The organism is Kitasatospora sp. UYEF31 (assembly GCF_057291755.1).
The window spans coordinates 14149-36142 of the sequence record NZ_JBXAWK010000060.1; the positions used below are offsets into that span (position 1 = coordinate 14149).

Sequence of the window (21994 nt, forward strand, 5' to 3'; positions counted from 1 at the left end):
CCGGCCATCATGAAGCTCACAGGCACTCCCAGTTCTCACGTACGCGATCGGTTGAAGACAGTTTGGGGCAAGGATCTGTAGAGATGTCAGATCCGAGTAGTGCTTTACCTGTTACGCCCGCATCTCTACCGTGCCTACAGGGTCAACGGTGACCGACTCTTGTCGTCCTGCGCGACCGCCGACAAAAACCTGGGGAGCTGGGCACGTTGACCATGGGGAACCTGCGGTACTCAGCCGGTCGCGGCATCGCCGACATCACCGGGGAGGCAGCGGATTGCGAGCTCCTCGGCTACGGCAAAGCCGAACAGACGAGCGACGGAATCCATACGCGGTTGCGGGCACGGGCGTTTGCCATTGTCGACCAGGGATACGCCGGTCAAGGCGTCGTCGACCAGAACGTCATCGATCGTACGGACGCCCCCCGCGCCAGGGGCCGCAGCGCCGGGGACCGGACAGAAACTGATCGTCCGGACCTCGCGCACATCGCTGGACCACAGCCCGGCGTGGGCGAGCGCATCCTTCTCATCGTCGCCGACCTCCCACTCGTCTTCGACAATCTCAACCAGGCCGTACTCGCCCGCCTGCGGCAGAAGTTCGGCGACCTCTACACCGCCCGCAACACGATGATCACCGCAACGCATACGCACTGCGGCCCCGGCGGCTACGCCCACCACGGTCTCTACACCCTCTCCAGCGGATTCCACCCCAAGACCTTCGCCGCGATCGTCGACGGCATGTCCGAAGCGGCCGAACAGGCCCACGCCGACCTCGCTCCAGCCCAACTCACGCTCAGCCAGGGCGAGTTGCACGACGCAAGCGCGAACCGCTCCCCCACGGCGTTCGACCGCAACCCGGAGGCCGACACGGCGCACTTCCCCGGGCGGATCGACCCGATGACCACGCTGCTGCGCATCGAGCGGGACGGCGAACCGGTCGGCGCGGTCAACTGGTTCGCCACCCACAACACCAGCATGACCAACCGGAACACGTTGATCAGCGCGGACAACAAGGGCTACGCCGCGTACTACTGGGAGCGTGTCACCAGTGGCGTCGACTATCTCGCCCCCGCCGCCGGGGACTTCGTCGCCGCGTTCGCGCAGACCAACACCGGCGACATGTCGCCCAACCTCAACCTCAGGCCCGGCAGCGGGCCCACCGAGGACGAGTTCGAGAACACCAGGATCATCGGCCTGCGGCAGTACCAGGCGGCGGCGAAGCTGCTGGCCGACGCGGGACGACCCGTCGACGGCGTCCTCGACTCCCGGGTCGTCTACGTCGACATGAACGATGTCGAGGTGCGCCCGGAGTTCACCGGCGACGGGCGGACACACCGCACGTCCGGCCCGTACGGCGGAGCGTCCGCGTTCGCCGGCGCGTGGGCGGACGGGGTGGGCTTTCCGACGTTCCGCGAGGGCCGCAACGTGTTCTGGGACGCGCTCAGCCACAAGGTCTTCTACCGGCTGTCGCCCGGGTTGAAGGACTCGCAGTACCCGAAGGCGCTTGTCATGCCCGGCGCGGCGCTGAACAGGATCCGCCCACTGGTGGCCGAGCGGTATGCCGTCCAGTTGCTGCGCATCGGCTCGCTGTACCTGATCGGCATTCCCGGCGAAGTGACAGTGAACGCCGGCCTGCGACTGCGCCGTACGGTCGCTTCGATTGTCGGGGCCGGGCTGCCGGATGTGCTGTGCGCCGGTTACAGCAACGGCTACCTGCACTACGTCACGACGCCCGAGGAGTACGACGACTGCCAGTACGAAGGCGGGTCGACGCTGTTCGGCCGGTGGGAGTTGCCCGCATTGCAGCAGATCGCCGCGGGGCTGGCGACGGCGATGCGCGACGGCCGGCCGGTGGAGCCGGGCGAGGCGTGCGCCGACCTCACCGCCCGGCAGGGCACGGGCCGTCGGTTCATCCCTGACGTGGCTCCGCGCGGCCGGCGGTTCGGCGAGGCGGTCGTGGAGCCGCGGCCGGAGTACCGGCGGGGTGAACTGCTGACCACGGTGTTCGTCGGGGCCAGCCCGAGCAACGAGCTGCACCGGGGTGGCACGTTCCTGGAGGTTCAGCGGTGTGCGGACACGGAGTGGCGTACGGTCGCGGACGACGGCGACTGGGCGACGAAGTTCCGGTGGCAGCGGATGGGCAAGGGTGGGTCGAAGGTGACGGTCAGTTGGGGGATCCCTGACGATGCGGTCGCCGGGCGGTACCGGGTCAGGTACCAGGGGGATGCGGTGTCGGCGACGGGGAGGCTGAGTACGTTCACGGGGATGACCCGGGAGTTCCGGATTTCAGACTGACCGGCGCCCCGGGGAACCGCGTCGCGGGCAGCGGGGACCGCTCAGTGCGTGGCACCGCCCACCGCCACGATGTCCTCCCCCCGCGCGGCGGCCGTACGCACGATCGCACGCAGGCCCTCGGCGATGGTGGGCACCGGGAGCGATGCCACGATCCGGTCGGCGACCTGTCCGGACGCGTACGGCACATGGACGAATCCGCCGCGGATGTCCGGCCGTTCGGTTGCCAGCAGGTGCATGAGGCCGTAGAACACGTGGTTGCACACGAACGTACCGGCGGACTGTGAGACGGAAGCGGGCACACCGGCGTCGCGGGCCGCGGCCACGCACGCCTTGACGGGGAGCGTCGAGAAGTACGCGGCGGGGCCGCCTTCGACGATCGTCCGGTCGATGGGTTGCCGGCCCGCGCCGTCCGGGATACGGGCGTCGTCGATGTTGATCGCGATCCGCTCGACGGTGATGTCGGGCCGCCCGCCGGCCTGGCCGACGCACACCACGAGGTCGGGGTCGACCCGTTCGACGGCCGCGCGCAGTTCGCGCAGGCTGTCGCCGTACACGCAGCTGAGCCGGACGGCGGTCATGTCGAGACCGGGCAGGGGTGTTCCCGCGAGCAGCTGGACCGCGTCCCAGGAGGGGTTGGTCTTTTCGGCGTCGAACGGTTCGAATCCGGTGACGAGTACGCGGATCACGTGGTGCCTCCTCAGCATTCTGACGATGCGTCAGCCAGTGGGAAAGGGAACCGGCGGGAGGGGAAGGGGCGCGGGCTCAGAACGCGAAGGCCGACATGATGCCGATGTTGCACACCAGGACCGCCCCGGCCGTGGGGAGTTGCGCCTTGATCGGTCCGTACTGGTCCTTCAGATTGAGAAGCGCCGCCGGCACGATGTTGAAGTTCGCCGCCATCGGCGTGCACAGCGTGCCGCAGAAGCCCGACAGCATGCCGAGGGCGAGGACGACCGCCGGGTCGCCGCCGCCCTGGACGATGACGACCGGCCAGCCGACGGCCGCCGTCATGACCGGGAAGGCCGCGAAGGCGTTGCCCATGATGACCGTGAACAGGGCCATGCCCAGGCAGTACACCAGGACGGCGACGTAGACCTTGCCCTCCGGGAGCAGGCTGGAGGTGATCCGCCCGACCTGCTTGCCGACACCGGCCGCTTGGAAGATCGAGCCGAGTACGGCCAGGAGCTGCGGCAGCAGCATCGCCCAGCCCATCGCCTCCAGCATGGACCGGCCTTCGTGCAGGGGTACGGACACCCGCTTCTCCCGCACGATGACCAGGCCGACGACCAGTGCGGCGATGGCCCCGATGCCGAGTCCGAGGATGGTCTCGCTGCCCTTTTGCAGGATCGGCTGCGTGCCGATGTGCCAGTCCTTGACCACGACCGCGAAGAACATGGCCACGACGGGGATGGTCAGCGCGGGGATGAACAGCTTGCCGCCCAGGCGCGCGGCGGTGGCGACACGTTGTTCGGCGGTGGTGGTGCGTACGGTGCCGCGCCCGGTGAAGCCGAAGCCCGCCAGACAGACCATCACGAGCACGCCGACGCCGAGCGGTTCGGCGGGGGCGCTCTTGTCCGCGACCCAGGTGGAGTACACGAACCCGATGCCGAGCAGGCCCCAGAAGGCGGCACTGCCGACGCGCTTGGGGTTGGTGCGGTCGAGCAGCATCTGTCCGGCCATCACCAGGAAGGTTGCGCCGACCAGCCAGAAGAACCATTCGGATTTGATCATTTGGCCGTCTCCGGGACAGGGGAGGCGGTGCCTCGGGGCGTCAGCTCACGGGCGAGTGTGCGGTCCAGGCGGAGCAGCCGGACGCCGTGGATGAGGAAGGCGCAGATCGCGGTGGGGATGGCCCACAGCGCGAGGTGGAGCGGTTCCAGGTGCTGGTCGTACGTGGTGTTCACATAGCCGGTGATCAGCAGGATCGAGCCGACGGCGAGGAAGCAGTCCTCCCCGAAGAACAAGCCCACGTTGTCGGCGCTCGCCGAATAGGAGCGGACTTTCTCGCTCATCTTCTCCGGCAACGGACCGTACATCCGCTCCGCGGCCCCCTCGGCCATGGGCGCGACCAACGGGCGCACCGTCTGGGCGGGGCCGCCGAGGCTGACCAGGCCGACGGCGGCGGTGATCTGCCGCAGGGCCAGATAGAGGACGAGGAAGCGGCCCGCGGTGAGCTTGGCGAAACGACCGATGAGCGTACGGGCCTGTTCCTGGAGTCCGTACCGCTCCAGGAGTCCGATCACCGGCAGGGTGATCGCGAAGATGGTGACACTGCGGCTCGACGCGAAGCCGGTGCCGAACGCGGCGAGCACCTCCCGGAGGGACAGCCCGCCGAGCAGGCCGGTGGCCACGCCGGCGACGCCGACTACCAACAGGGGGTTGCGTCTGGTGGCGAATCCTATGATCACCAGTAGGACGCCGAGGAGAACGATCATTCCTCCGCCTTCCGCGTTCTTCTTTGAATTTTCATCCTCGAACCGGAGGCCGAGTAGGTGCTGAGGACACTAAGCTATTGTTCAACAATCCCACAAGAGTCGGTCGCATTCCGGGAGATTTCAGATGGTCCACGACATGGACGCCACGCAACCGCCGACCCGTCAGTCCCTCGACCTGCTCGCCGCCGACCGGGATCTGCTCGGGCGGGCAGCCACCGCGCAGCTCGTCGCGAACGTCCTGCGGGACCGCATAGCGGAGGGGATCCTGCCGCCCGGCACCCGCCTGGCCGAGCAGACGCTCAGCGCCGCGCTCGGCGTTTCCCGGAACACCTTGCGGGAGGCCTTCCGGACGCTCGTCCACGCGCGGCTTGTCGTCCACGAGATCAACCGGGGTGTCTTCGTACGCACACTGACCCCCGCAGACGTCGTCGACATCTACACGGTCCGGCACAGCCTGGAGGCTGCCGGGCTGCGCGCCGCAGCTGACGCCACGCCAGGACTCCGCGCCGCGCTGGACACCGCCGTGCTCAGCGGGGAGGCCGCGGCGAAGGCCGGCCAGTGGGCCGAGGTCGGCACCGCCGACCTGCGCTTCCACCAGTCGCTCGCCGCCCTGGCGGGGAGCCCCCGGATCAACGACTACCTGGCCCACCTGGTCGCCGAGCTGCGGCTGGCCTTCCACGCCATGCCCTCGGCGCGCGCGCTGCACGAACCGTTCCTGCACCGCAACCGGGACATCGTCGACCTGATCGAGTCCGGGGACACCGCCGCGGCTGAGGTCGTGCTGCACCGGTACCTCGACGACGCGCAGAACATGATCCTCGACGCGATGGGGGGAACTCCAGAATGAGCAACGGCAGAGCCGGTGCGCGGGCTTCAACCGACAGCGGTGCGGGCGTCGCGGCCGGGCACGGTTCCGACCCGGGTGCCGGGCACGGTTCCGACCCGGGCGTCGCGGCCGGGCACGGTTCCGACCCGGGTGCCGGGCACGGTTCCGACCCGGGCGTCGCGGCCGGGCACATTCCCGACCCGGGCGTCGCGGCCGGGCACATTCCCGACCCGGGTGCCGGGCACGGTTCCGACCGCACACCCCACACCGTGCTCGACCTCAACGCCGACCTCGGTGAAGGCTTCGGCCGCTGGACACTCACCGACGACGAGGCCCTGCTGTCCGTCGTGACCAGTGCCAACGTCGCCTGCGGGTTCCACGCCGGTGACCCGTCCATCATGCGGCGGGTCTGCGCGCTGGCCGCGGAGCGCGGGGTACGCATCGGCGCGCAGGTCTCCTACCGCGACCTCGCCGGTTTCGGCCGCCGCGCGATGGATGTGCCGCCCGTCGAACTCGCGGACGAAATCGCTTACCAGATCGGCGCGTTGGAGGTCTTCGCGCGCGCCGCCGGAACGCGTGTCGCGTACGTGAAACCACACGGCGCGCTGTACAACCGCACGGTGTGGGACGCGGACCAGGCCGCCGCCGTCATCGCCGGCGTGCGGTTGGCCTGCGGTCCACTGCCGGTCCTCGGACTGCCGGACTCGCAGTTGCTCGCTGCCGCACGGGCTGCCGAACTCCCCGCCGTACCTGAGGCGTTCGCGGACCGGTCCTACACGGCCCAGGGCACCCTGGTGTCCCGCCGCGAGCCCGGGGCGGTCATCCACGACGGCGAAGAGGTCGTGGCCCGCTCACTGTCTCTGGGCCGTGACCACGAAGTCGTAGCCCTGACGGGTGAACGGATCGCCGTCGCCGCCCGGTCACTGTGTCTGCACGGCGACACCCCCGGTGCCGCCGGTCTGGCCCGGCGCGTACGGGATGCGCTGCGAACGGCGGGCGTGTCCCTGGAGCCGTTCGCGTGAGGGCGCTGCCCGTGGGCCGGAACGCCCTGCTCCTCGAAGTGGACACCGCCGGACAGACCCAGGCGCTGCACGCCGAACTGCTGCGCCGCCGGGCCCTGGGCACCATGCGGTCCGTACGCGAAATCGTTCCCGCGGCGCGCACCGTACTCCTGGACGGGCTGCTGGATCCGGTGGCTTTTGCCGCCGATGTGGTCCACTGGCACGTGCCGCCAGTCGAGGACGGAGCGGGCACCCTGGTTGAGATCCCCGTCCGGTATGACGGTCCTGACCTCGCCGAAGTCGCCGCGCTGTGGCGGGTGGAACCCCGTACGGTCGCGGAAATCGTCGGCGCGACCTTGTTCCGCGTCGCCTTCTCCGGCTTCGCACCGGGCTTCGGTTATCTGACGGGCCTGCCCGAGCGCTACCGGCTGCCGCGCCGTGCGACGCCGCGCACCAGCGTCCCGGCGGGCTCACTCGGGTTCGCCGGAGAATACGCGGGTGTCTACCCACGGCCGTCGCCCGGCGGTTGGCAACTGGTCGGGAGTACGGACGTCCTGCTGTGGGATCCGTCCCGGGAACCTGCCGCGCTGCTCGAACCCGGGATGACGGTGCGTTTCGTGGAGGAGTCCGGCACATCTGGAGCGCCTGGGGTGCCTGGAACGTCGGGAACGCCTGGAGCATCTGGAACATCGGGAACGTCGGGAACGTCGGGAAAACCTGATCAGGCTGTACGGATCGCAGCAACCGGCGCGCCCACCGGGCAGGGCGCCTCATGAACGGGCGGTCCGTGGAAGTCATCCGCGCGGGTGCGCTGACGACCGTTCAGGATCTGGGCCGGCCCGGGCACGCGCACCTGGGGGTGCCGCACTCGGGTGCGCTGGACCAGCCGGCCCACCGACTCGCCAATCGGCTGGTGGGGAATCCGGCGGACAGCGCGACGCTGGAGGCCACCCTCACCGGCCTCACCCTGCGGGTCGGCACGGCCGGTGTGGTGGTGTCCGTGACGGGCGCACCCTGTGCGGTGCACGTCGACGGACGACCGGCGGCGTGGGGCACGGCCGTCCATGTCCCCGCTGGAGCAGTGCTCGACGTCGGCAAGGTGACCGCTGGGCTGCGCAGTTACGTGGCCTTCGCGGGTGGGTTGACCGTACGCGAGGTCCTTGGAAGTCGTTCGACCGACCTGCTGTCCGGCCTCGGCCCGCCTCCGGTCGGCGACGGCACCGTTCTTCCGGTGGGCGCTCCGCACGGCCCGACCCCGTTCGGGACAGATGTGCCGCGCTCACCCGGACCGCCCACCGCGCTTGCCCTGCCGCTGACGTTCGGCCCGCGTCAGGACTGGTTCACCCGCGCGGCCCTCGACACCGTCCGGCACGCGACGTACACGGTGGCGTCGGCGAGCAACCGGATCGGGCTGCGTACGGACGGTCCCGCCCTGGAGTGGAACCGTACCGCTGAGCTGCCCAGCGAGGGCATGGTGCTCGGCGCGGTGCAGGTCCCGCCGGACGGGCGACCGGTGATCTTCCTCGCCGACCATCCGGTGACGGGTGGGTATCCGGTGATCGGCGTTGTGCCGGCGGAGCATCTGGCCGCCGCGGCGCAGGCGCCGCCGGGGATGGCGCTGCGGTTCCTGCCGCTGGGGTGAGGCGGCGGCTCGGCAGGCGGTCAGCCGGTTGAGCGGACGCCGTACCGCCGGTGGCTCGTCAGTTGACGAGATCCGGGTCCGACTCCAGGATCTGGTCCCACAGCGGACGCGCCTGGAACCAGCCCGCCAGCGACGAGCCGATCTGGCCGCGCACCTGGAGGGCGGTTTCGCGGTCGATGTGCTCCGGGGCGCCGGCCGCCATCGCCAGGAGCTGCGCCTGGCAGGAGCGCTCCATGGTGATGAACCACCAGACGGCCTCAGCGACCGACTGACCCACCGTCAGGAGGCCGTGGTTCTTCAGGATCACGGCCTTGTACGAGCCGAGGGCCTTGCCGACGCGCTCCCCCTCGTCGAGTTCGTTGACCACACCGCGGTAGTCGGCGTACAGGCCGTGGTCCTCGAAGAACGCGCAGGCGTCCTGGGTGATCGGGGCCAGCGGGATGCCGAGCGAGGAGAACGCCTTGCCGTGGAGGGAGTGCGAGTGCGCGGCGGCGATCGCGTCGGGGCGGGCCTTGTGGACCTGGGAGTGGATGACAAACGCGGCCTTGTTCACCGGGCGGCGGCCGTGCATCACCTTGCCGTCGTGGTCGACGAGGATCAGATCGGACGCCTTGATTTGGGTGAAGGCCATGCCGAACGGGTTGACCCAGAACCAGTCGGGGTTCTCCGGGTCGCGCACGGTGATGTGCCCGGCGACGCCCTCAGAGAAGCCGAACTTGCCGAACAGCCGGAATCCGGCGGCGAGTTGCTCCTTGCGGTACTGCCGCTCCTCCTCAATCGAGTCGAACGACGGCGGGATCGGGAACTCGGCGTTCTCCGGCAGCGGACCGACGGCGGACTCGATGAGCGGGATCAGTTCCTGGGGAAGCTCGGTGTTCACGGCGACTCCTGATTCGATCGGATACATCGCTGTATCGGATGCATACTCGTATCCTTTGAGGGCGGTCACCCATCCGTCAAGAGCTGAGGAGGTCCATATGCCGAAGGGATCAACGGTACGGCGACCCCGTACGGTCGCCCGGCTCCTCGACGCGGCCCTGGAAGTCTTCGCCGAGCGGGGGTTCCGCGGTGCGACGATCGCCCAGATCTGCGACCGCGCCGGATTCACCCGGGGTGCGTTCTACTCCAACTTCTCATCGCTGGACGACCTCTTCCTCGCCCTGTTCGACCGCCACTCGGAACGGGTGATGGAACAGCTCCGACAGGCGCTGACCGAACTCGGCAGCACCGAACCGTCCACGGAGCGGGCCTTCAAACTGCTGGCGCACACCGACGCCGCAGAGGCCACCTGGTTTCTGATCTCCACCGAGTTCACCCTGCACGCCATCCGTGACCCGGCGGCCGGCCGGGCGCTGGCCGGGCACGACGCCCGGCTGCGCGCCGAGGTGGCCCGGATGCTGGCCGGGATGCTCGTCCTGACCGGCCGTCAGACATCCTACGAACTCGACGAGTTGGCCCGGATGTTCATCGCACTGCGGGAGGGGAGCCTGGGTCAGAGTCTCGTGGAGCCGGACCGGCTGCCGCCGGGGCACCTGGAGGAGACGTACTGGCCGGTGCTCTTCCGGGCGGTGACGTCCGAAGCGGAGTGCCAAGTGACGTCCGAAGCGGAGTGCCAGGTGACGTCCGAAGTGACGTCCGAAGTGACGTCCGAAGCGGAGTCCGAAGCTCGTTGAGTGACCGGTTGGGGTGTCGCTGCCGAGCCGCCTGCCAGGGGATGTCGCAGTGAGACCGCCGACCATCCGAGGCCGGGCGGCAGCCCGCTGACTCCCCATGACAAAGTTCAGCCGTGCCCGACAACATCAACATCACGGTCCATCAGCAGGCCGCTCCCCCGACGCTTCAGCCCGAGTGGTACCGGCGGACCGGGTGGATCATCGTCTGCCTGGTCCTGCTGCTTCCACTCGGCTTGGCCCTCGTATACGCCTTCAGTTCCTGGCGGGACGTCAAGCGGCAGCTTGTCAGCACCTCTTCCGCTGCCTGGTGCCGCGCCGTACTGCTCTGCCGCCGCTCGACGAAGGACAGCAAATCCATCCCCGCGCCGACGGAGGTGGTGGAGCTGAAGAGCATTGAGGTAACGCTGCCCGCTTCCAAGGCCACCGTTTCAAAGGCCCCCGCTGCGGAGCCAGCCGACTCCACGGTGCGGAGCGCCACCACAACACCGGGCCCTCCAGTGGAAGAAGCCGCCGCCACAGCACTCGCAGACTCAGCACCGGCAGACTCAGCACCCGCAGACTCAGCACCCGCAGACTCAGCACCCGCAGACTCAGCGGAGCAGACCACTGGCACGGCAGCGACCGACTCAGCAGAACAGACCACTGCCGCCACGGTGACCATCACGGTCACCGCTATCCAAGACCCGACGGCCACCGCTCGAATAGCTGACATCGCCGTGGTCACTCCGCCGGTCGTAACCCACGCCGTCGTCGCACCCGCGGCCACCACCTCAGGCGCCGTCACCCCTACAACCATCAGCCAAGCCGCTATCGCACCTGCGGCCGCCACCGCCAAAGCAGCCAAGCGCGGTCAGTTCTGCTCCCCCGTCGGCGCGGTCAGCGCCAACGGCCTGACCTGCGTCAAGGGGCCGGGCGAGAAGGCTGGGCACTGGCGCTGAAACGCCACAGCCCCGGGCGGAACGAGAGTTCGTCGCCGAGCCGGTCCACGCAGAGTCGCGGTATGTCGTCGGCGGCGTCGGCGAGTTCCATGCGTGGCATCTTCTCAACCCGCTACAGCCGGTCCCGCCCAGCAAGAGACGATCTCTTCCGGAACTCCGGAAGACAGACAGAGCTCCGGCCGCCGCCGGGGCCTGTCCTGCGCCGCGCACCTTGCGGGGCCGGTCCATGGTGAATGTGCGTCCCACTGTGTCCTCCTTCGCAATGGTCCCCAAACGACCTGACGTTCCGTTGGAATCCGCTACACCTCGCCGTCGCGGAACTCACCCGGACAGGTGACGCGTCGACCACCCTCCATGTGTCGAGACGAGACGTTCCGCCTCGCGCGCGGAACAATCCGTACCCGCTTGGTTGTTCTTCGCAGTTGACCGTTGTTGTCCGTGTCCCGTAGTCCGTGTCCCGTAGTCCGTGTCCCGCTTGAGGTTGGTCACGGCCAGCAGGTAGTTCCCGGTGTTGGCCCCGAAGTAGACCTTGCCCGCGCCGCCGCCCTGCAGTTTGGTGAGCGTGTTCGACGGCAGCAGGAAGCCGCCGTCGACCGCGCCGGTCATCAGGGCGTTGGTGCGCGCGGCCGGGTCCGAGATGAATGCGAACTTGACCACGTCTGCCTTGGGCGTCAGCGCCTTGTCCCAGTACTGCTCGTTCTTCTTGAGCGTGATGTCCTGGCCCGGCGCCCACTTCAGCAGGGAGAAGGGCCCGGTGCAGTTCACCCCGCCGCTCGGGTTGCCGTACTCCTTGCCCTGTTTTGTCAGGAAGGCCGCGCTCTCGATGGTGCCGGGGGAGGCCGCGAGGGACTCGTTGAACACCACGTCGGGCGTGGTCAGCTTGACGGTGACCTCAAGCGGGCCCGTTTTGGTGATCGTGTCGACGTTGCGGAACGCGGAGCTCCACGCCGAGGCGACTTCCGGGTCCATGTGCCGCGAGAGGCTGGCGACCACGTCGTCTTGAGTACGGGGATGTTCCCCTTGGCGGCCGGGGTGTCCGTGGACATCTTGTAGGTGTTGCCGACGGCCGGGCTCTTGCTGCCACCGCCGGAACAGCCGGTGGCGACGAGTGCGGTGGCGGCTGTGACGGCGACCAGTGTTATGGATCGGAGCATGCGCAATCTACCCACCCCTTTCACAGGGAGATGAGGGAGAACTGAAGCGGTACGGGGGAAGCGCGGGCGCTGTGGTGGTGCGCTGTGGTGGTGCGCTGTGACGGTGCGCTGTGGCTGAAAAGTGCTGCGAACGCAGAGGTGATGTGCCGTGAGTATTGATGCGGGAACGCTCCCGCACAAGAGGTTGCGGGAACGATTCTCACGAGGTCACAAGGTTGTAACCTGCGGTCGGTGGATTTAACGTGAATACTGGCTGACAAGCCGTCACCGTGTCAGGATCTGGACCATGAGCGAAGCAGCAGGCCGACGCCCCGCAGGTGCACAGGCAGCACCTCCACGGGCAGCACCCCGGAAGAACACCGCCACCGCCGCGCCCCGGGTGCGCCTCGTCGATGTCGCGCGCGAGGCGGGGCTGTCCAAGACCACGGTCTCGGCCGCGCTCAACGGCACCGGACGCCTGTCCGACACAGTGCGCGCCCACGCGAAGGAGACCGCCCGGCGGCTCGGCTACCGGCCCAACGCCACCGCGCGCCTGCTGCGCGTGGGGCACGCCCGGCTCATCGGATTCGCGGTACGGGAGTACATCGAGTCCCCCTGGGCGTACACCGAGTCGCCCTACCTCTCCCAGCTGGTCACCGCCACCGCCCAGGTGGCGCTGGAGCACGGCTACGCGCTGGTGCTGCTGCCGAACCACTCGGCGCGCGACGAGTGGACCGACCTCCCGCTGGACGCGGTGATCGTCGTCGACCCGATCCTCGACGACCCGCTGGTGGAAGACTTCCTCGCGGCCGGCATCCCGGTCTTCACCGACCGGCGGGCCGAGGGGCGCGAAGGGGCCTACTGGGTTGACATCGACCATGAGCAGGCCGTACGGGAAGTCCTGGACCATCTCGCCGCTCAAGGGGCGCTGGACATCGCCGTACTCGCGGCGGACACGGAGACCCTGTTCACCGTGAAATCCCTTGCCGCACACGCCACTTGGTGTGCTGATCGCGGCCTGGTGCCGCGGGTCGCCACAGTCGACCACCCGGGGAACGCCCCCGGCCTGGAAGCCGTCGACCGCCTGCTCGCCGGGGCCGACCGGCCCGACGCCATCTTCGCGCTGAGCGAGGTCAGTCCGCCGCTGGTTCTGGACATCGCCCGCCGCCACGGCCTCGCCGTGCCCGCCGACCTGCTGCTGGTGTGCACGACGGAGGACAGCACCGCGGAGCACACTGCTCCGCCGGTCACAACGCTGAGCATGCAACCGGCGCTGATCGCGAGGGCCGGGGTGGAGCAGCTGGTGGAGACGCTGGACGGGGGCCGGACGGAGCCCCGGGGGCGGTTGGTGCCGACACGGTTGGACGTTCGGGGGTCATCGGTACGGAAATCCTGACGGTCTACAAGCTCTGAACCTGGAGAGAACTCGGACGATCCACTGCCCGGAGTACCGAACTGAGTACTCGTCAGGCAGCCGCCGGGATCACTGGCGGTTCAGTATCCGGGCGGCGCCGGCCACGATGGCCGTGGCGAGCACCCAGCCGGACATGACAAGTGCGAGAGCCACCGCCTTGGCGGTGTGGACCGGGTCCCAGGCCGTCTCCTGGCCGAGGCTGACAAACGGGATCACCAGGTCGAGGACGTACAGGAAGGGATCCCACCCAGGACCTTCGCCGGGCTTGATCGGTTTCGGCGCTCCGGCGAGCCGGAAGTAGGCGGTCCCCGCCACCACCAGACCGACCAGCCAGGCGATCGCCCGGCCGGGCCGGTAGCCGAATCCGACGGTGGCGTCCAGGAGCAGGCCCCAGAGTTTTCCGGTGCGGCCCATCGCGCGGTAGCGGCGGCGTTCCTTGTACATGAGGACCTGTCGGGCGTCCTGTTCCTGTCCTGCGCGACGGTAGGAGGCCGCCACTTGCTCGTAGACACCGGGTGTGGCGTCCGGGACGTGGCTGCGAAGCCACGCGAGGCGGTCACCCGCCGGGCGCGGTGAGTCTCGCACCGGTGAAGTCCGCCGTTCCGGCGATGCGGCAGCGGGACATGCGCAGCTCCCCCACCGCGATCAGTCCATGGGCCCGGAAGCCGCCGTCGATCACCAGCTGTTTGCCCATCAGGGCGAAGGTGTCCGGGCTGCCGAGCAAGGTTCCACTGAGATCCAGACCGCCGGAGATACGTGCGTCGTGGAGCCACAGCTCGCCCCGCACCCGGGCGTTGCGCAGACCGAACCACAGGCCGACGCGCAGCCCTTCGGCTTCGATGCCCGGCAGGTGGGAGCCGTCCAGGTTCAGCCAGCCGACCTCGGCGTAGTCGAGCACCAGGAGCTGCTCGAAGGAGCAGCTCAGCAATTTGAGCGGGAATCCGATCCGCGCGGCCGACAGGTCCACCGGGCCGGTGATCCGCGCTCCGGCCAGTTCGAGTCTGGCGGAGTGCCCGGGCTCCGGGGGCGGTCCGTGCAGCAGGAGATGTTCGAGCGCGGCGGCGCGGATCGTGCGGTCCGCCGGCCACCCGCCCGCCCGGGAAGGATCGTCGTCGTACGGGTTACCTGTACGAAGGTCGACCCGTTCACCTCGGCGGAAAGCCTTCCAGAGCTGTTTTTCCGCTCTGCTCCAGTCGCGCGGCGGCCGTTCGCTCATCGCTTGTGCCTCCCCCGGCAGATGATCCGACGACCCTGATCGCCAAGGCCGGTTCCCCGGGCAGGATATCCATCCGGTGGAAACCGCCGATCAATCATGACGGTCCGTCAATTCCGGCCCTGGCCGCACGGATGTCTTCGGCGCGTACGACGGCACAGAGCCGAAGGGACGGCGCGATCACGGCGCGTGTACGGTCCCTTCACAGGTGGTCGTTGTCCATCCCTGCTGAAGAGGCTGTCTTGCATAAGACCCCACGTACCACGGTTGTCGTCGCTGCCTGCGCTCTCGCTCTCCTGGCCGTCACCGGCTGCGGCGGCGATGACAAGAAGGCCGATCCTGTCGGGAAGGAGTCCCCGGCGAGTAAGGAGAGCCCTGCCGCGGCGGCGCCGCCGGAGGTGCCTGCGAACCCTTGGGTCACCGGATATCCGGATGCCAAGCCGGACATCAAGGTGGGCACGGAACGCCACTGGCCGAAGGTGTTCCCGGAACCCTGCGCCGCGCTGACGGTGGAGCAGATTGCCTCGGCCCTCGGATACACCGGTCAGCTGACTGCCACAACGGACAAGAGCGGCGACGGCTGCACCTACGAAGGCCCCGGCCTCCCGATACCCCTGGCCAGTACGTTCATACCCTCGCCGCAAGCCACTACGGACTTGTCCGCAGAGGATTACATCAAGTGGTACGAGCCCATCAACCCGTTCGTGAAGAGCAAACCGGTGGAGGGCGTCGGGGCACCGGCGACCATCGAACTGGCACCGCTCCTGGGGCTGGGGGTCACCGCAGCCGTTCCGCTGGGTGGGTTCGTCCAGACGTTCAAGCTCAACCTCTCCCAGGACGCCGGCCCGAAGTTCACCGAGGCGCAGGCGGTCAAGCTCGCCGCAATCATCCGCGCTCACGCCGAAGGGAAGTAAGGACGATGACGATGCGTCACACAAAGACCCGGACAACCGCCCTTGCCGTCGTGCCCCTGCTGGCCCTGGCGCTGTCCGGCTGCACCAGCCAGGACACAAGCACGGCCTTCAGCGACGCGGCACCGACCAACGCCCAGACGCCCGCACCCGGTAGCACGACCCAGATCACCCAGGCCGGCGCCGAAAGGATCTCCAGGAACATCCTCATCGATCGGGGGTACGCACTCCTCCACGAGGACTATCCAGCGCTGTACAAGTCCGACGCGCCGCCGCAACTGGCTGACGACTTCATCCGAGCCCCTAAGAACAAAGCTCTGCGGACCGCGCTGATACCCACGCTGAGCCTCAAACCACAGCACTACTACCTGCCCAAAGACCTCCAAGGCCGGCAGAGGTGGTTCGCTGTCCAGGCCACCGGCAAGAAGTCGGAGAAAGACATAAACGCACCGTACTTTCTGATCTTCGCCGAACTGAACCCGCAGGACTGGTACCTGGTCAACGTGACCACCTCCAACGGCACCAAAACACTTCCCGAACCGGCCGCTGACGCCGACGGCCGGGTCGACATGCTCACCGAGGCAGAGCAGAAGCAGGCGTACGGGAAAGTCGTCCTCCCGTACGCGGAGCTCTGGAACTCCGGCAAGGACACCCCACTCGTGGCCGCCGACAGCTGGTCCCGCCGGCTTCTCGGAACTCTGGACCGGCTCAAGTCCCCACGTCCGCAGTTCGTGGAGAAGTACATGCCGTACGGCATGAAGACCAAAGACGGCGGGACGCTGCTGTTCTTCGGGCTGGGCAACGACCTGTCCAAGCCGATCGTGAACAACCTGACCGTCGCCCTGCACGTACCGGCGTCCGGCACCGGTGCCACTGAGCCGTACAGCCAGTACTCCGGCTGAGTGCTGCTCCAGTTCGGGCGGGTGCGGACCGGCGGGAATCCACCGGGGGTCCACATCCGCCCGGGGGCTCCCCGTACGGCCGGGGTACTCCCGTACGGAGTCTGCCCGTACGGCCGACTTTGAAGTATCGACTGTCCCTCGCCCCGCTCCGGCGCCGGAGGTGAGAACGCCGCGTTCCGTATCGGCCGTTCGCTTCGGTTTTCTGGTCAATTCCCGGGATCACACACCCGTCCGCCGACCGCAGGCTTTTGAATCACGTCAGGGGTCGGAGCCCCTGGCCCGCGGCGAAGGGATGCACTGTGGTGCTGCACATCGATCCTCCTTCCGTCGGACAGGTTCCAGAGCCTGCGGAATACTCGACGGACGTCCTGCGGTACGTCCTGCCCGACCCGTCGAGCTTCGTTCCGGAACGGCTCGTCGACGCACTGTTGTTCGTGGTCAGCGAGATGCGGATGCCGCCGGAGGCGACGGGGTTGTACGGCTGGGTGACGTTGCCGGTGGACCGGGTGCGCAGACAGGCACTGCGGTCGGGGCTGCGCCAGAACCTGTCAGCTGACGCGCGGTCAGTGGTCGTCGCGGCGGCGAAACGCAGAAGGTTGGACCTGACGACGGCTCCGGGTGCGGAACTCCTCGCGGTGGTTGAGGAAACGCTCTTCCCCGTGCCGGAGGATTTCCACCCGTCAGCGGCGATCGCCAGGCTTTCGGACGGGGAGATTTCCACTGTCCTGCAAGCGGTCGGCCCGTACATCAGCTTCGGGCGCAGCGTCCCGTCGGGACGCTACTCGCTCGCGCAATTCCAGGCAGCCGGCCTGGGCGCTCTGGTCACCGAGTCGACGTATGCCGACGACTACAACCAGAGGATGTTCCTGGAGACGTGTCTGAACCAGGTCCACAACGCGCGGAAGGATTTCTGGGCGCGGCCGAAAGCGGATGCGCGACGGTGGAAGTACCGATTCTCCAGTAACGACTTCGAACTGGACTCCTGGCGCTGGCCAGTGCGTACGGAATTCAGCGAGTGGGTCGCGGAGAAGGCCGGTCCGTTCTGGCAACTGCACGACGAGAGCTGGATCGTCGGGCTGCCGCACCACCCGGAGCGGACGTTCTACAGTCCGGACGGGTGCTTCTGGATTGAGGGCAGCGATGTGGTGTGGGGTCCGGTCCAGCGTTGACCATGGGATTCCCGCGGAACAGACAAGAACATTCCAGGCACTCGAAGCGCAGGTTCCCCATGACCGGCGCAGCAGTGAATTTCCGCTCCGCACGGTTCAAGCGCGCCGGGTAGCCGCGGCGGGTGAGCTGGTCGTGCCGTTCGACGAGGACCTCCTGCGGTGTTGTCACGTTGTCAGGGGTTCGGGCTGGCGGTGGTGTGTCGGGGCGTGGTGGGGCCGGGTGGTGGCGGTGGGTCAGGCCGCGGCGGGTAGGGCGGTAGCACCGGTGATGTGGTTCCAGACGGTGAAGCGGAGGGTCATTTCGAGGCGGTGGTCGGGGGCGGTCATGAGGTGGCGTGGGGGTCGGAAGTGGAGTGAGATGCCGCTGAACGCGGCCAGGAGGTGTTGTCACGTTGTTGGACGTTCGTGGGATGATCTTGTGGTTGGTCGTCGTGGGAGGGGTCGTTTCGTGTGATCGACGGCTCCTTCCGGCCTGCGTCGTAGCAGGTCACCGGCAATCTATCCGTCCGCTGAGGTGCACGGAAAGATGCTCCCGTCCACCCCTGTTGCCGTCAGCGCTGCCGTCAAAGGTCTAGACCTTCGGCTGTTTCTGGTAATTCTGGAGTTTCTGGTGGGAATTGCCGCAGGACGGCAACCCGACGGTGCCCCGCGCACGCCTGCCCCGGTCGTCATCCCGTCTGCCGTCGTCCCACCCCTGCGGGTAGCGGGCGCGGCTCCGGGCGGCCAGATGGAGCACGCCACGTCCTGAACGATCTGGCCGCCCGGGGTCGGGTCTGCTCGGCTTGTCCTGGGACGTCGGCCGGCGGGATGGCGGCTCCCTCTTCACCACGGACCACCCGCAGGTCGCCACCAGAACCCCCGTCATCCCGGAGCCGGAGCGCCCCCGCCGGAGGCAGGCCCTTGATCTGTTCGTTCGCATCCCCACCTCCGCCTTGAACGCCTACCTGTCCGGCCTCACGGAAGAAGCCGTCCGATGACCGTCAAGAAGATCGCCCGATCCCGCAAGGCCAACGGCGAAGGCACCGTCTACCAGCGCAAAGACGGACGCTGGGAAGCCTCCGGCTACGCCCTGACCCCCGACGGCACGAACAAGCGCGTCAGCGTCTACGGCCGCACCCGCCGCGAAGCCGTCGACAAGCTCACCGCCAAGACGGGCATTTCCCCCGAAAAGTGGACACCTTGGGATACTGGGCCGTGAAGGTCCGGAGGAAGAGATGTCACTCATGGCGAAGAACGCCTACCCGGCGGAGTTCAGGGCGGACGCCCTCGCGCTCTACCACTCGGACCCCACACTCACGATCGCGCAGACCGCCCGTGACCTGGGAGTCAACGCCGAAACACTGCGGAACTGGATCCGCGCCGACCGCGTCACCGTCGGCGGCCGGACCTCGAAGACGGAGGACGAACCGATGGCCGAGGCGACACGCGAGGACCTGGAAGCCCAGATCACAGCCCTGCGCAAGGAGGTGAACGCACTCCGCAAGGACAACGCGACGCTCGGCACCGAGCGGGACATCCTGCGCAAGGCGACGAAGTTTTTCGCCTTGGAGATGAATTGGTGAACCGCTTCCAATTCATTGACGACCACTCCGAGACCTACCCGGTCAAGCGGTTGTGCAGCACCCTGGGCGTCGTCCGCTCCAGCTTCTACAAATGGCGCGACGGACGCGCCGCCCGCGCGAACCGCGAATGGGCGGACGTCGAACTCGCGGACCGGATCAGGGCCGTCCACGCCGAGTCCGACCGGACGTACGGCTCCCCGCGGGTGACCGCCGAACTGCGGGAAGCCGGTCTGGTCGTCAACCACAAGCGGGCCGAACGGGTGATGCGCCGCTTCGGCATCGTCGGCTTCCACCTACGCAAGACCGTCCGCACCACCGTTCCCGAACCCTCCGACACCCCGGTGCCGGACCTGCTGAAACGGGACTTCACCGCCGCCGAACCGAACACCCGGTACATCGGCGACATCACGTATCTACCGGTCGGGGACGGGGAGTTCCTCTACCTCGCCACAGTCGTCGACCTGTTCTCACGGCGCCTGGTGGGCTGGTCGATCGCCGGCCACATGCGCACCGGCCTGGTGGCCGACGCCCTCAAGATGGCCGCGGCCACCCGGGGCTCCCTGGCCGGAGCGGTGTTCCACACTGACCACGGCGCCCAGTACACATCGAAGGAATTCGCAGCCCTGTGTGGGGAGTTGGGCGTTATCCAGTCCATGGGATCAGTCGGAACGAGCGCGGACAACGCCCTGGCCGAGTCGTTCAACGCCTCCCTAAAAAGGGAGACCCTCCAAGGCGCCAAACGCTGGACCGGCGCCCATGCTTGCCGTCTGGCGGTGTTCCGCTGGATCACCCGCTACAACACACGGCGCAGGCATTCGGCCAACGGGCAGCGCAGCCCGGTCGCCTACGAGCAACTGTCGACTACGATGACACTTGCCGCATAAGCACATAAAACTGTGTCCTCCTCACGGGGGGAAGCCCCGGCCGACGCCGCGGGACTGTCCGGTTCGGGCAGGACCGGTGCGGATGCGGCGGTGCGTTACCTGGCCGGGCATGAGGAGTTTTTGCGTTATGACGTCGCACTGGCGGCGGGGTGGCCGATCGCGTCCGGGGTGATCGAAGGTGCGTGTCGGCATCTCAGCGCCGACCGTCTCGATATCGGCGGGGCGAGGTGGGGTCTGGACGGCGCGGAGGCGGTCCTGAAGTTGCGGGCGGTGGTCGCCAACGGTGACTTCGAAGGCTACTGGGGGTTTCACGTCGCCCGGGAACATGAACGGGTCTATCAGGACTCTGGGCAGGGTGAATACGCCTTGAGTGCTTGATCAACCCCTCCCCGGAAAGGATCCGCACCCAATCGATATACGAGCTGACATCGAGCCAGGCCTGCGCACCGGTCTCGGATTGGTGGCAGCCGGAGATCTTCACCTGTGTCTTGACCGGCCGCAGGGCCCGTTCGCCGGCGTTGTTCGTGAACGGCACATGAAGAGGGTCGTCGGCGAACCGCAGGACGGCGTGGGTCCGGTCCCGCAAGCGCTCGAGAAGTTTGCGGGTGGCGGACTGCTTACGGCCCTTCACCCGGGGATACCGCGACAGACCAACAGCCGCGCCCTGATGGAAGTGCTCCAGGCAGGCGACAGGCTGGGATACGTGCACGACTTCGGCGACAACTGGCAACACCTGCTGACGGTCGAACAGATCGCCCCCGTCCGGGCCGCAACCGTCTACCCTCGGCGCATCGGCGGGGCGCGGGCCTGTCCGCCGGAGGACTGCGGCGGGCGGTGGGGCTACGTCGGCCTGCTCAGGTTGTCCCACGTCCAGGTGCCCGAGATCCGTCCCGCGACGGTGATAGGCGGCGCGGACTTCGCCGATGGTGTTGAACGCCCGTCAGGTGTGCGCGGGGTCGTGGTACCGCTGGCGGGTGGTGAAGTAGCCCTTGAACGTCGGGTCCTCGAACGCCAGCAGCCGCACATGGCCGTCCGGAAGCGAGGAGGCGTCCGGGACCCGGTCCAGGTCCTCAGCCAGCGCCAGAGCCGCATTCGCTTATACGCCGACAGCCGTCCCCGTCAAGCGGGTGGGATGCTCAGGTAGCGGGCGAGCGCGGGGGCGCCCCGGCCCTTGTCTACAAGCTCCAGCAGTAGGCCGTCCCCGGTGCGGTGGTAGAAGACCCCTGGTTCGGCTTCCCCGGCCAGTACGACCGCCGATGCTTCCAGGGGACAACCGGCGCCGGTGATGCGCGCTGACTCGGCCCGCGCGTCGTCGGCCCAGTAGCCGATGTGATGGAGGCCGGGCGTGGACCACACGCTGCCCGGGAGGAGTTCGAGCAACTCGATGTGGGGAGGGCCCTGCCGGGACATCGTGATCATGGGGCCTGGGGCGCCGGGGTCCGGCGCACCGTGCATCTGGTGACCGCTGCGGACCGGCGGCAACCAGTCCATGCCGATCAGCGAGGTCAGCTCGGCCATGGCCTGCTCGAGGTCTTCCACGACGACCCCGATGTGATAGTCCGGAACGATGACAGGCATTGCTCGCCTCCTTGTTGCTGAGCCCGATGCCCCCGCCTCCACTCTGAACGGCAGGAGCGATCTCCGCAAGGCGGACGATCTCGTCATGCCCAGCACAGGCCCCTTCCGGAACGCGGGTCTGGAGCATGACCGGCCTCCGTGTCGGCCGCGCCACTGATGCCAGAACTCCCCTTGTCCACAGCTGAGTTCGTTTCACGGTCGCAGGTGTGTTCCCAGTCGCAGTCCACGTGGAACGAATCCGATCCGGCGCGGTGGGAAGACGCGGCGATTCCGGCCGCACCCGGCCCTGCAGCCACCCGGGAGCGCCGACTGTCCGGCACCTGCGGCCTCAGAGGGCGTTTAATGTAGGCAAATTTACCTTTATGCACTAGTAAGTCCCTCGCCAGGTTGGTGTTGTTTCGTCCGTTATGCGCTTGGCGAGG

22 protein-coding genes and 3 pseudogenes are annotated in these 21994 nt (G+C 68.1%); 15 read left to right on the plus strand and 10 right to left on the minus strand.

The genetic code is table 11. The features are described from left to right. The first annotated feature begins 212 nt into the window (after positions 1-212). Complete coding sequence (locus tag AC0Z36_RS24245; protein ID WP_485465168.1) at positions 213-2291, plus strand: neutral/alkaline non-lysosomal ceramidase N-terminal domain-containing protein; 2079 nt, start codon at positions 213-215, stop codon at positions 2289-2291. A 41-nt stretch (positions 2292-2332) separates the two neighbouring features. Here the strand turns inward: AC0Z36_RS24245 and pcp are convergent, their stop codons facing one another. From pcp to AC0Z36_RS24260, 3 genes are all read right to left on the minus strand, one after another. After that, complete coding sequence (gene pcp / locus AC0Z36_RS24250) at positions 2333-2977, minus strand: pyroglutamyl-peptidase I (protein WP_485465150.1); 645 nt, start codon at positions 2975-2977, stop codon at positions 2333-2335. A gap of 76 nt (positions 2978-3053) precedes the next feature. Then, complete coding sequence (locus AC0Z36_RS24255; RefSeq protein ID WP_485465151.1) at positions 3054-4022, minus strand: DUF979 domain-containing protein; 969 nt, start codon at positions 4020-4022, stop codon at positions 3054-3056. Then, entirely contained in the window at positions 4019-4726 is a 708-nt protein-coding gene (locus AC0Z36_RS24260) for a DUF969 domain-containing protein (RefSeq protein WP_485465152.1), read from the minus strand. Before AC0Z36_RS24260 ends, AC0Z36_RS24255 begins: the two co-directional genes overlap by 4 nt. A 136-nt stretch (positions 4727-4862) precedes the next feature. On the opposite strand from AC0Z36_RS24260, the gene AC0Z36_RS24265 reads away from it, so the two are divergent. From AC0Z36_RS24265 to AC0Z36_RS24280, 4 genes are all read left to right on the plus strand, one after another. Further along, positions 4863-5573, plus strand: coding sequence for a GntR family transcriptional regulator (locus AC0Z36_RS24265; protein ID WP_485465153.1), 711 nt, complete (start codon positions 4863-4865; stop codon positions 5571-5573). 248 nt (positions 5574-5821) lie between these two features. Then, complete coding sequence (locus AC0Z36_RS24270; RefSeq protein ID WP_485465169.1) at positions 5822-6574, plus strand: LamB/YcsF family protein; 753 nt, start codon at positions 5822-5824, stop codon at positions 6572-6574. After that, a complete protein-coding gene (locus tag AC0Z36_RS24275; RefSeq protein ID WP_485465154.1) occupies positions 6571-7329 on the plus strand; it encodes a 5-oxoprolinase subunit B family protein in 759 nt (252 codons plus the stop codon). Before AC0Z36_RS24270 ends, AC0Z36_RS24275 begins: the two co-directional genes overlap by 4 nt. Beyond that, the gene (locus AC0Z36_RS24280; protein WP_485465155.1) at positions 7326-8195 is read left to right on the plus strand and encodes a 5-oxoprolinase subunit C family protein; all 870 of its coding nucleotides are present in this window, start codon (positions 7326-7328) and stop codon (positions 8193-8195) included. The genes AC0Z36_RS24275 and AC0Z36_RS24280 overlap by 4 nt, the downstream gene beginning before the upstream one ends. 58 nt (positions 8196-8253) lie before the next feature. Here AC0Z36_RS24280 and AC0Z36_RS24285 read toward each other — a convergent pair whose 3' ends face one another. Further along, positions 8254-9075, minus strand: a complete 822-nt coding sequence (locus AC0Z36_RS24285) for a class II aldolase/adducin family protein (protein ID WP_485465156.1) — start codon at positions 9073-9075, stop codon at positions 8254-8256. A 97-nt stretch (positions 9076-9172) separates the two neighbouring features. Here AC0Z36_RS24285 and AC0Z36_RS24290 point away from each other — a divergent pair, with 97 nt between their 5' ends. After that, positions 9173-9868: a TetR/AcrR family transcriptional regulator gene (locus tag AC0Z36_RS24290; RefSeq protein ID WP_485465157.1), complete on the plus strand. Its 696-nt coding sequence runs from the start codon at positions 9173-9175 to the stop codon at positions 9866-9868. A gap of 113 nt (positions 9869-9981) precedes the next feature. Beyond that, a complete protein-coding gene (locus tag AC0Z36_RS24295) occupies positions 9982-10806 on the plus strand; it encodes a hypothetical protein (RefSeq protein WP_485465158.1) in 825 nt (274 codons plus the stop codon). 321 nt (positions 10807-11127) lie between these two features. Here the strand turns inward: AC0Z36_RS24295 and AC0Z36_RS24300 are convergent, their stop codons facing one another. Next, entirely contained in the window at positions 11128-11967 is an 840-nt protein-coding gene (locus AC0Z36_RS24300; RefSeq protein ID WP_485465170.1) for an ABC transporter substrate-binding protein, read from the minus strand. Positions 11968-12246: 279 nt separating this feature from the next. On the opposite strand from AC0Z36_RS24300, the gene AC0Z36_RS24305 reads away from it, so the two are divergent. After that, positions 12247-13335 carry a LacI family DNA-binding transcriptional regulator gene (locus AC0Z36_RS24305; RefSeq protein WP_485465159.1) on the plus strand — a complete coding sequence of 363 codons (1089 nt, stop codon included), beginning with the start codon at positions 12247-12249 and terminating at the stop codon, positions 13333-13335. An 87-nt stretch (positions 13336-13422) separates the two neighbouring features. Here the strand turns inward: AC0Z36_RS24305 and AC0Z36_RS24310 are convergent, their stop codons facing one another. Together AC0Z36_RS24310 and AC0Z36_RS24315 are read right to left on the minus strand one after the other, a co-directional pair. Further along, entirely contained in the window at positions 13423-13938 is a 516-nt protein-coding gene (locus tag AC0Z36_RS24310; RefSeq protein ID WP_485465160.1) for a hypothetical protein, read from the minus strand. Further along, positions 13910-14569, minus strand: coding sequence for a hypothetical protein (locus AC0Z36_RS24315; protein WP_485465161.1), 660 nt, complete (start codon positions 14567-14569; stop codon positions 13910-13912). The genes AC0Z36_RS24310 and AC0Z36_RS24315 overlap by 29 nt, the downstream gene beginning before the upstream one ends. A 239-nt stretch (positions 14570-14808) precedes the next feature. Here AC0Z36_RS24315 and AC0Z36_RS24320 point away from each other — a divergent pair, with 239 nt between their 5' ends. From AC0Z36_RS24320 to AC0Z36_RS24330, 3 genes are all read left to right on the plus strand, one after another. Continuing rightward, entirely contained in the window at positions 14809-15480 is a 672-nt protein-coding gene (locus AC0Z36_RS24320) for a hypothetical protein (RefSeq protein ID WP_485465162.1), read from the plus strand. A gap of 11 nt (positions 15481-15491) precedes the next feature. After that, complete coding sequence (locus AC0Z36_RS24325) at positions 15492-16379, plus strand: DUF8094 domain-containing protein (protein WP_485465163.1); 888 nt, start codon at positions 15492-15494, stop codon at positions 16377-16379. A 299-nt stretch (positions 16380-16678) separates the two neighbouring features. Further along, positions 16679-17548: a hypothetical protein gene (locus tag AC0Z36_RS24330; RefSeq protein ID WP_485465164.1), complete on the plus strand. Its 870-nt coding sequence runs from the start codon at positions 16679-16681 to the stop codon at positions 17546-17548. A gap of 234 nt (positions 17549-17782) precedes the next feature. On the opposite strand, the pseudogene AC0Z36_RS24335 reads toward AC0Z36_RS24330, so the two are convergent. Then, a pseudogene (locus tag AC0Z36_RS24335) lies at positions 17783-17935 on the minus strand (IS6 family transposase); the annotation flags it as partial. Between the two features lie 586 nt (positions 17936-18521). On the opposite strand from AC0Z36_RS24335, the pseudogene AC0Z36_RS24340 reads away from it, so the two are divergent. The 3 genes and pseudogenes from AC0Z36_RS24340 to AC0Z36_RS24350 form a co-directional block, all read left to right on the plus strand. Then, positions 18522-18710: pseudogene (locus AC0Z36_RS24340) on the plus strand (site-specific integrase); the annotation flags it as partial. 61 nt (positions 18711-18771) lie between these two features. Continuing rightward, positions 18772-19994 (plus strand): IS3 family transposase gene (locus AC0Z36_RS24345; protein WP_485465165.1). Its coding sequence is split into 2 segments (ribosomal slippage): positions 18772-19093 and positions 19093-19994, totalling 1224 coding nucleotides; the frame shifts between segments, so codons are not numbered across the junction. 90 nt (positions 19995-20084) lie between these two features. Next, positions 20085-20372: a hypothetical protein gene (locus AC0Z36_RS24350; RefSeq protein WP_485465171.1), complete on the plus strand. Its 288-nt coding sequence runs from the start codon at positions 20085-20087 to the stop codon at positions 20370-20372. Positions 20373-20442: 70 nt separating this feature from the next. Here the strand turns inward: AC0Z36_RS24350 and AC0Z36_RS24355 are convergent. Beyond that, positions 20443-20727, minus strand: a pseudogene (locus tag AC0Z36_RS24355) (IS66 family transposase); the annotation flags it as partial. On the opposite strand from AC0Z36_RS24355, the gene AC0Z36_RS24360 reads away from it, so the two are divergent. Beyond that, positions 20662-21138: a plasmid pRiA4b ORF-3 family protein gene (locus AC0Z36_RS24360; protein WP_485465166.1), complete on the plus strand. Its 477-nt coding sequence runs from the start codon at positions 20662-20664 to the stop codon at positions 21136-21138. The pseudogene AC0Z36_RS24355 and the gene AC0Z36_RS24360 sit on opposite strands and share 66 nt — an antisense overlap. On the opposite strand, the gene AC0Z36_RS24365 is transcribed toward AC0Z36_RS24360, so the two are convergent. After that, positions 21114-21572: a VOC family protein gene (locus tag AC0Z36_RS24365; RefSeq protein WP_485465167.1), complete on the minus strand. Its 459-nt coding sequence runs from the start codon at positions 21570-21572 to the stop codon at positions 21114-21116. The two genes, AC0Z36_RS24360 and AC0Z36_RS24365, sit on opposite strands and share 25 nt — an antisense overlap. Between the last annotated feature and the right edge of the window lie 422 nt (positions 21573-21994).

Bases quoted from the DNA above. Each gene is read 5' to 3' on its own strand.
- AC0Z36_RS24245 (WP_485465168.1), top strand. From the start codon at position 213: ATGGGGAACCTGCGGTACTCAGCCGGTCGCGGCATCGCCGACATCACC.
- AC0Z36_RS24255 (WP_485465151.1), bottom strand. From the start codon at position 4,022: ATGATCAAATCCGAATGGTTCTTCTGGCTGGTCGGCGCAACCTTCCTG.
- AC0Z36_RS24260 (WP_485465152.1), bottom strand. From the start codon at position 4,726: ATGATCGTTCTCCTCGGCGTCCTACTGGTGATCATAGGATTCGCCACC.
- AC0Z36_RS24265 (WP_485465153.1), top strand. From the start codon at position 4,863: ATGGACGCCACGCAACCGCCGACCCGTCAGTCCCTCGACCTGCTCGCC.
- AC0Z36_RS24280 (WP_485465155.1), top strand. From the start codon at position 7,326: ATGAACGGGCGGTCCGTGGAAGTCATCCGCGCGGGTGCGCTGACGACC.
- AC0Z36_RS24290 (WP_485465157.1), top strand. From the start codon at position 9,173: ATGCCGAAGGGATCAACGGTACGGCGACCCCGTACGGTCGCCCGGCTC.
- AC0Z36_RS24305 (WP_485465159.1), top strand. From the start codon at position 12,247: ATGAGCGAAGCAGCAGGCCGACGCCCCGCAGGTGCACAGGCAGCACCT.
- AC0Z36_RS24315 (WP_485465161.1), bottom strand. From the start codon at position 14,569: ATGAGCGAACGGCCGCCGCGCGACTGGAGCAGAGCGGAAAAACAGCTC.
- AC0Z36_RS24325 (WP_485465163.1), top strand. From the start codon at position 15,492: ATGCGTCACACAAAGACCCGGACAACCGCCCTTGCCGTCGTGCCCCTG.
- AC0Z36_RS24360 (WP_485465166.1), top strand. From the start codon at position 20,662: ATGGAAGTGCTCCAGGCAGGCGACAGGCTGGGATACGTGCACGACTTC.
- AC0Z36_RS24365 (WP_485465167.1), bottom strand. From the start codon at position 21,572: ATGCCTGTCATCGTTCCGGACTATCACATCGGGGTCGTCGTGGAAGAC.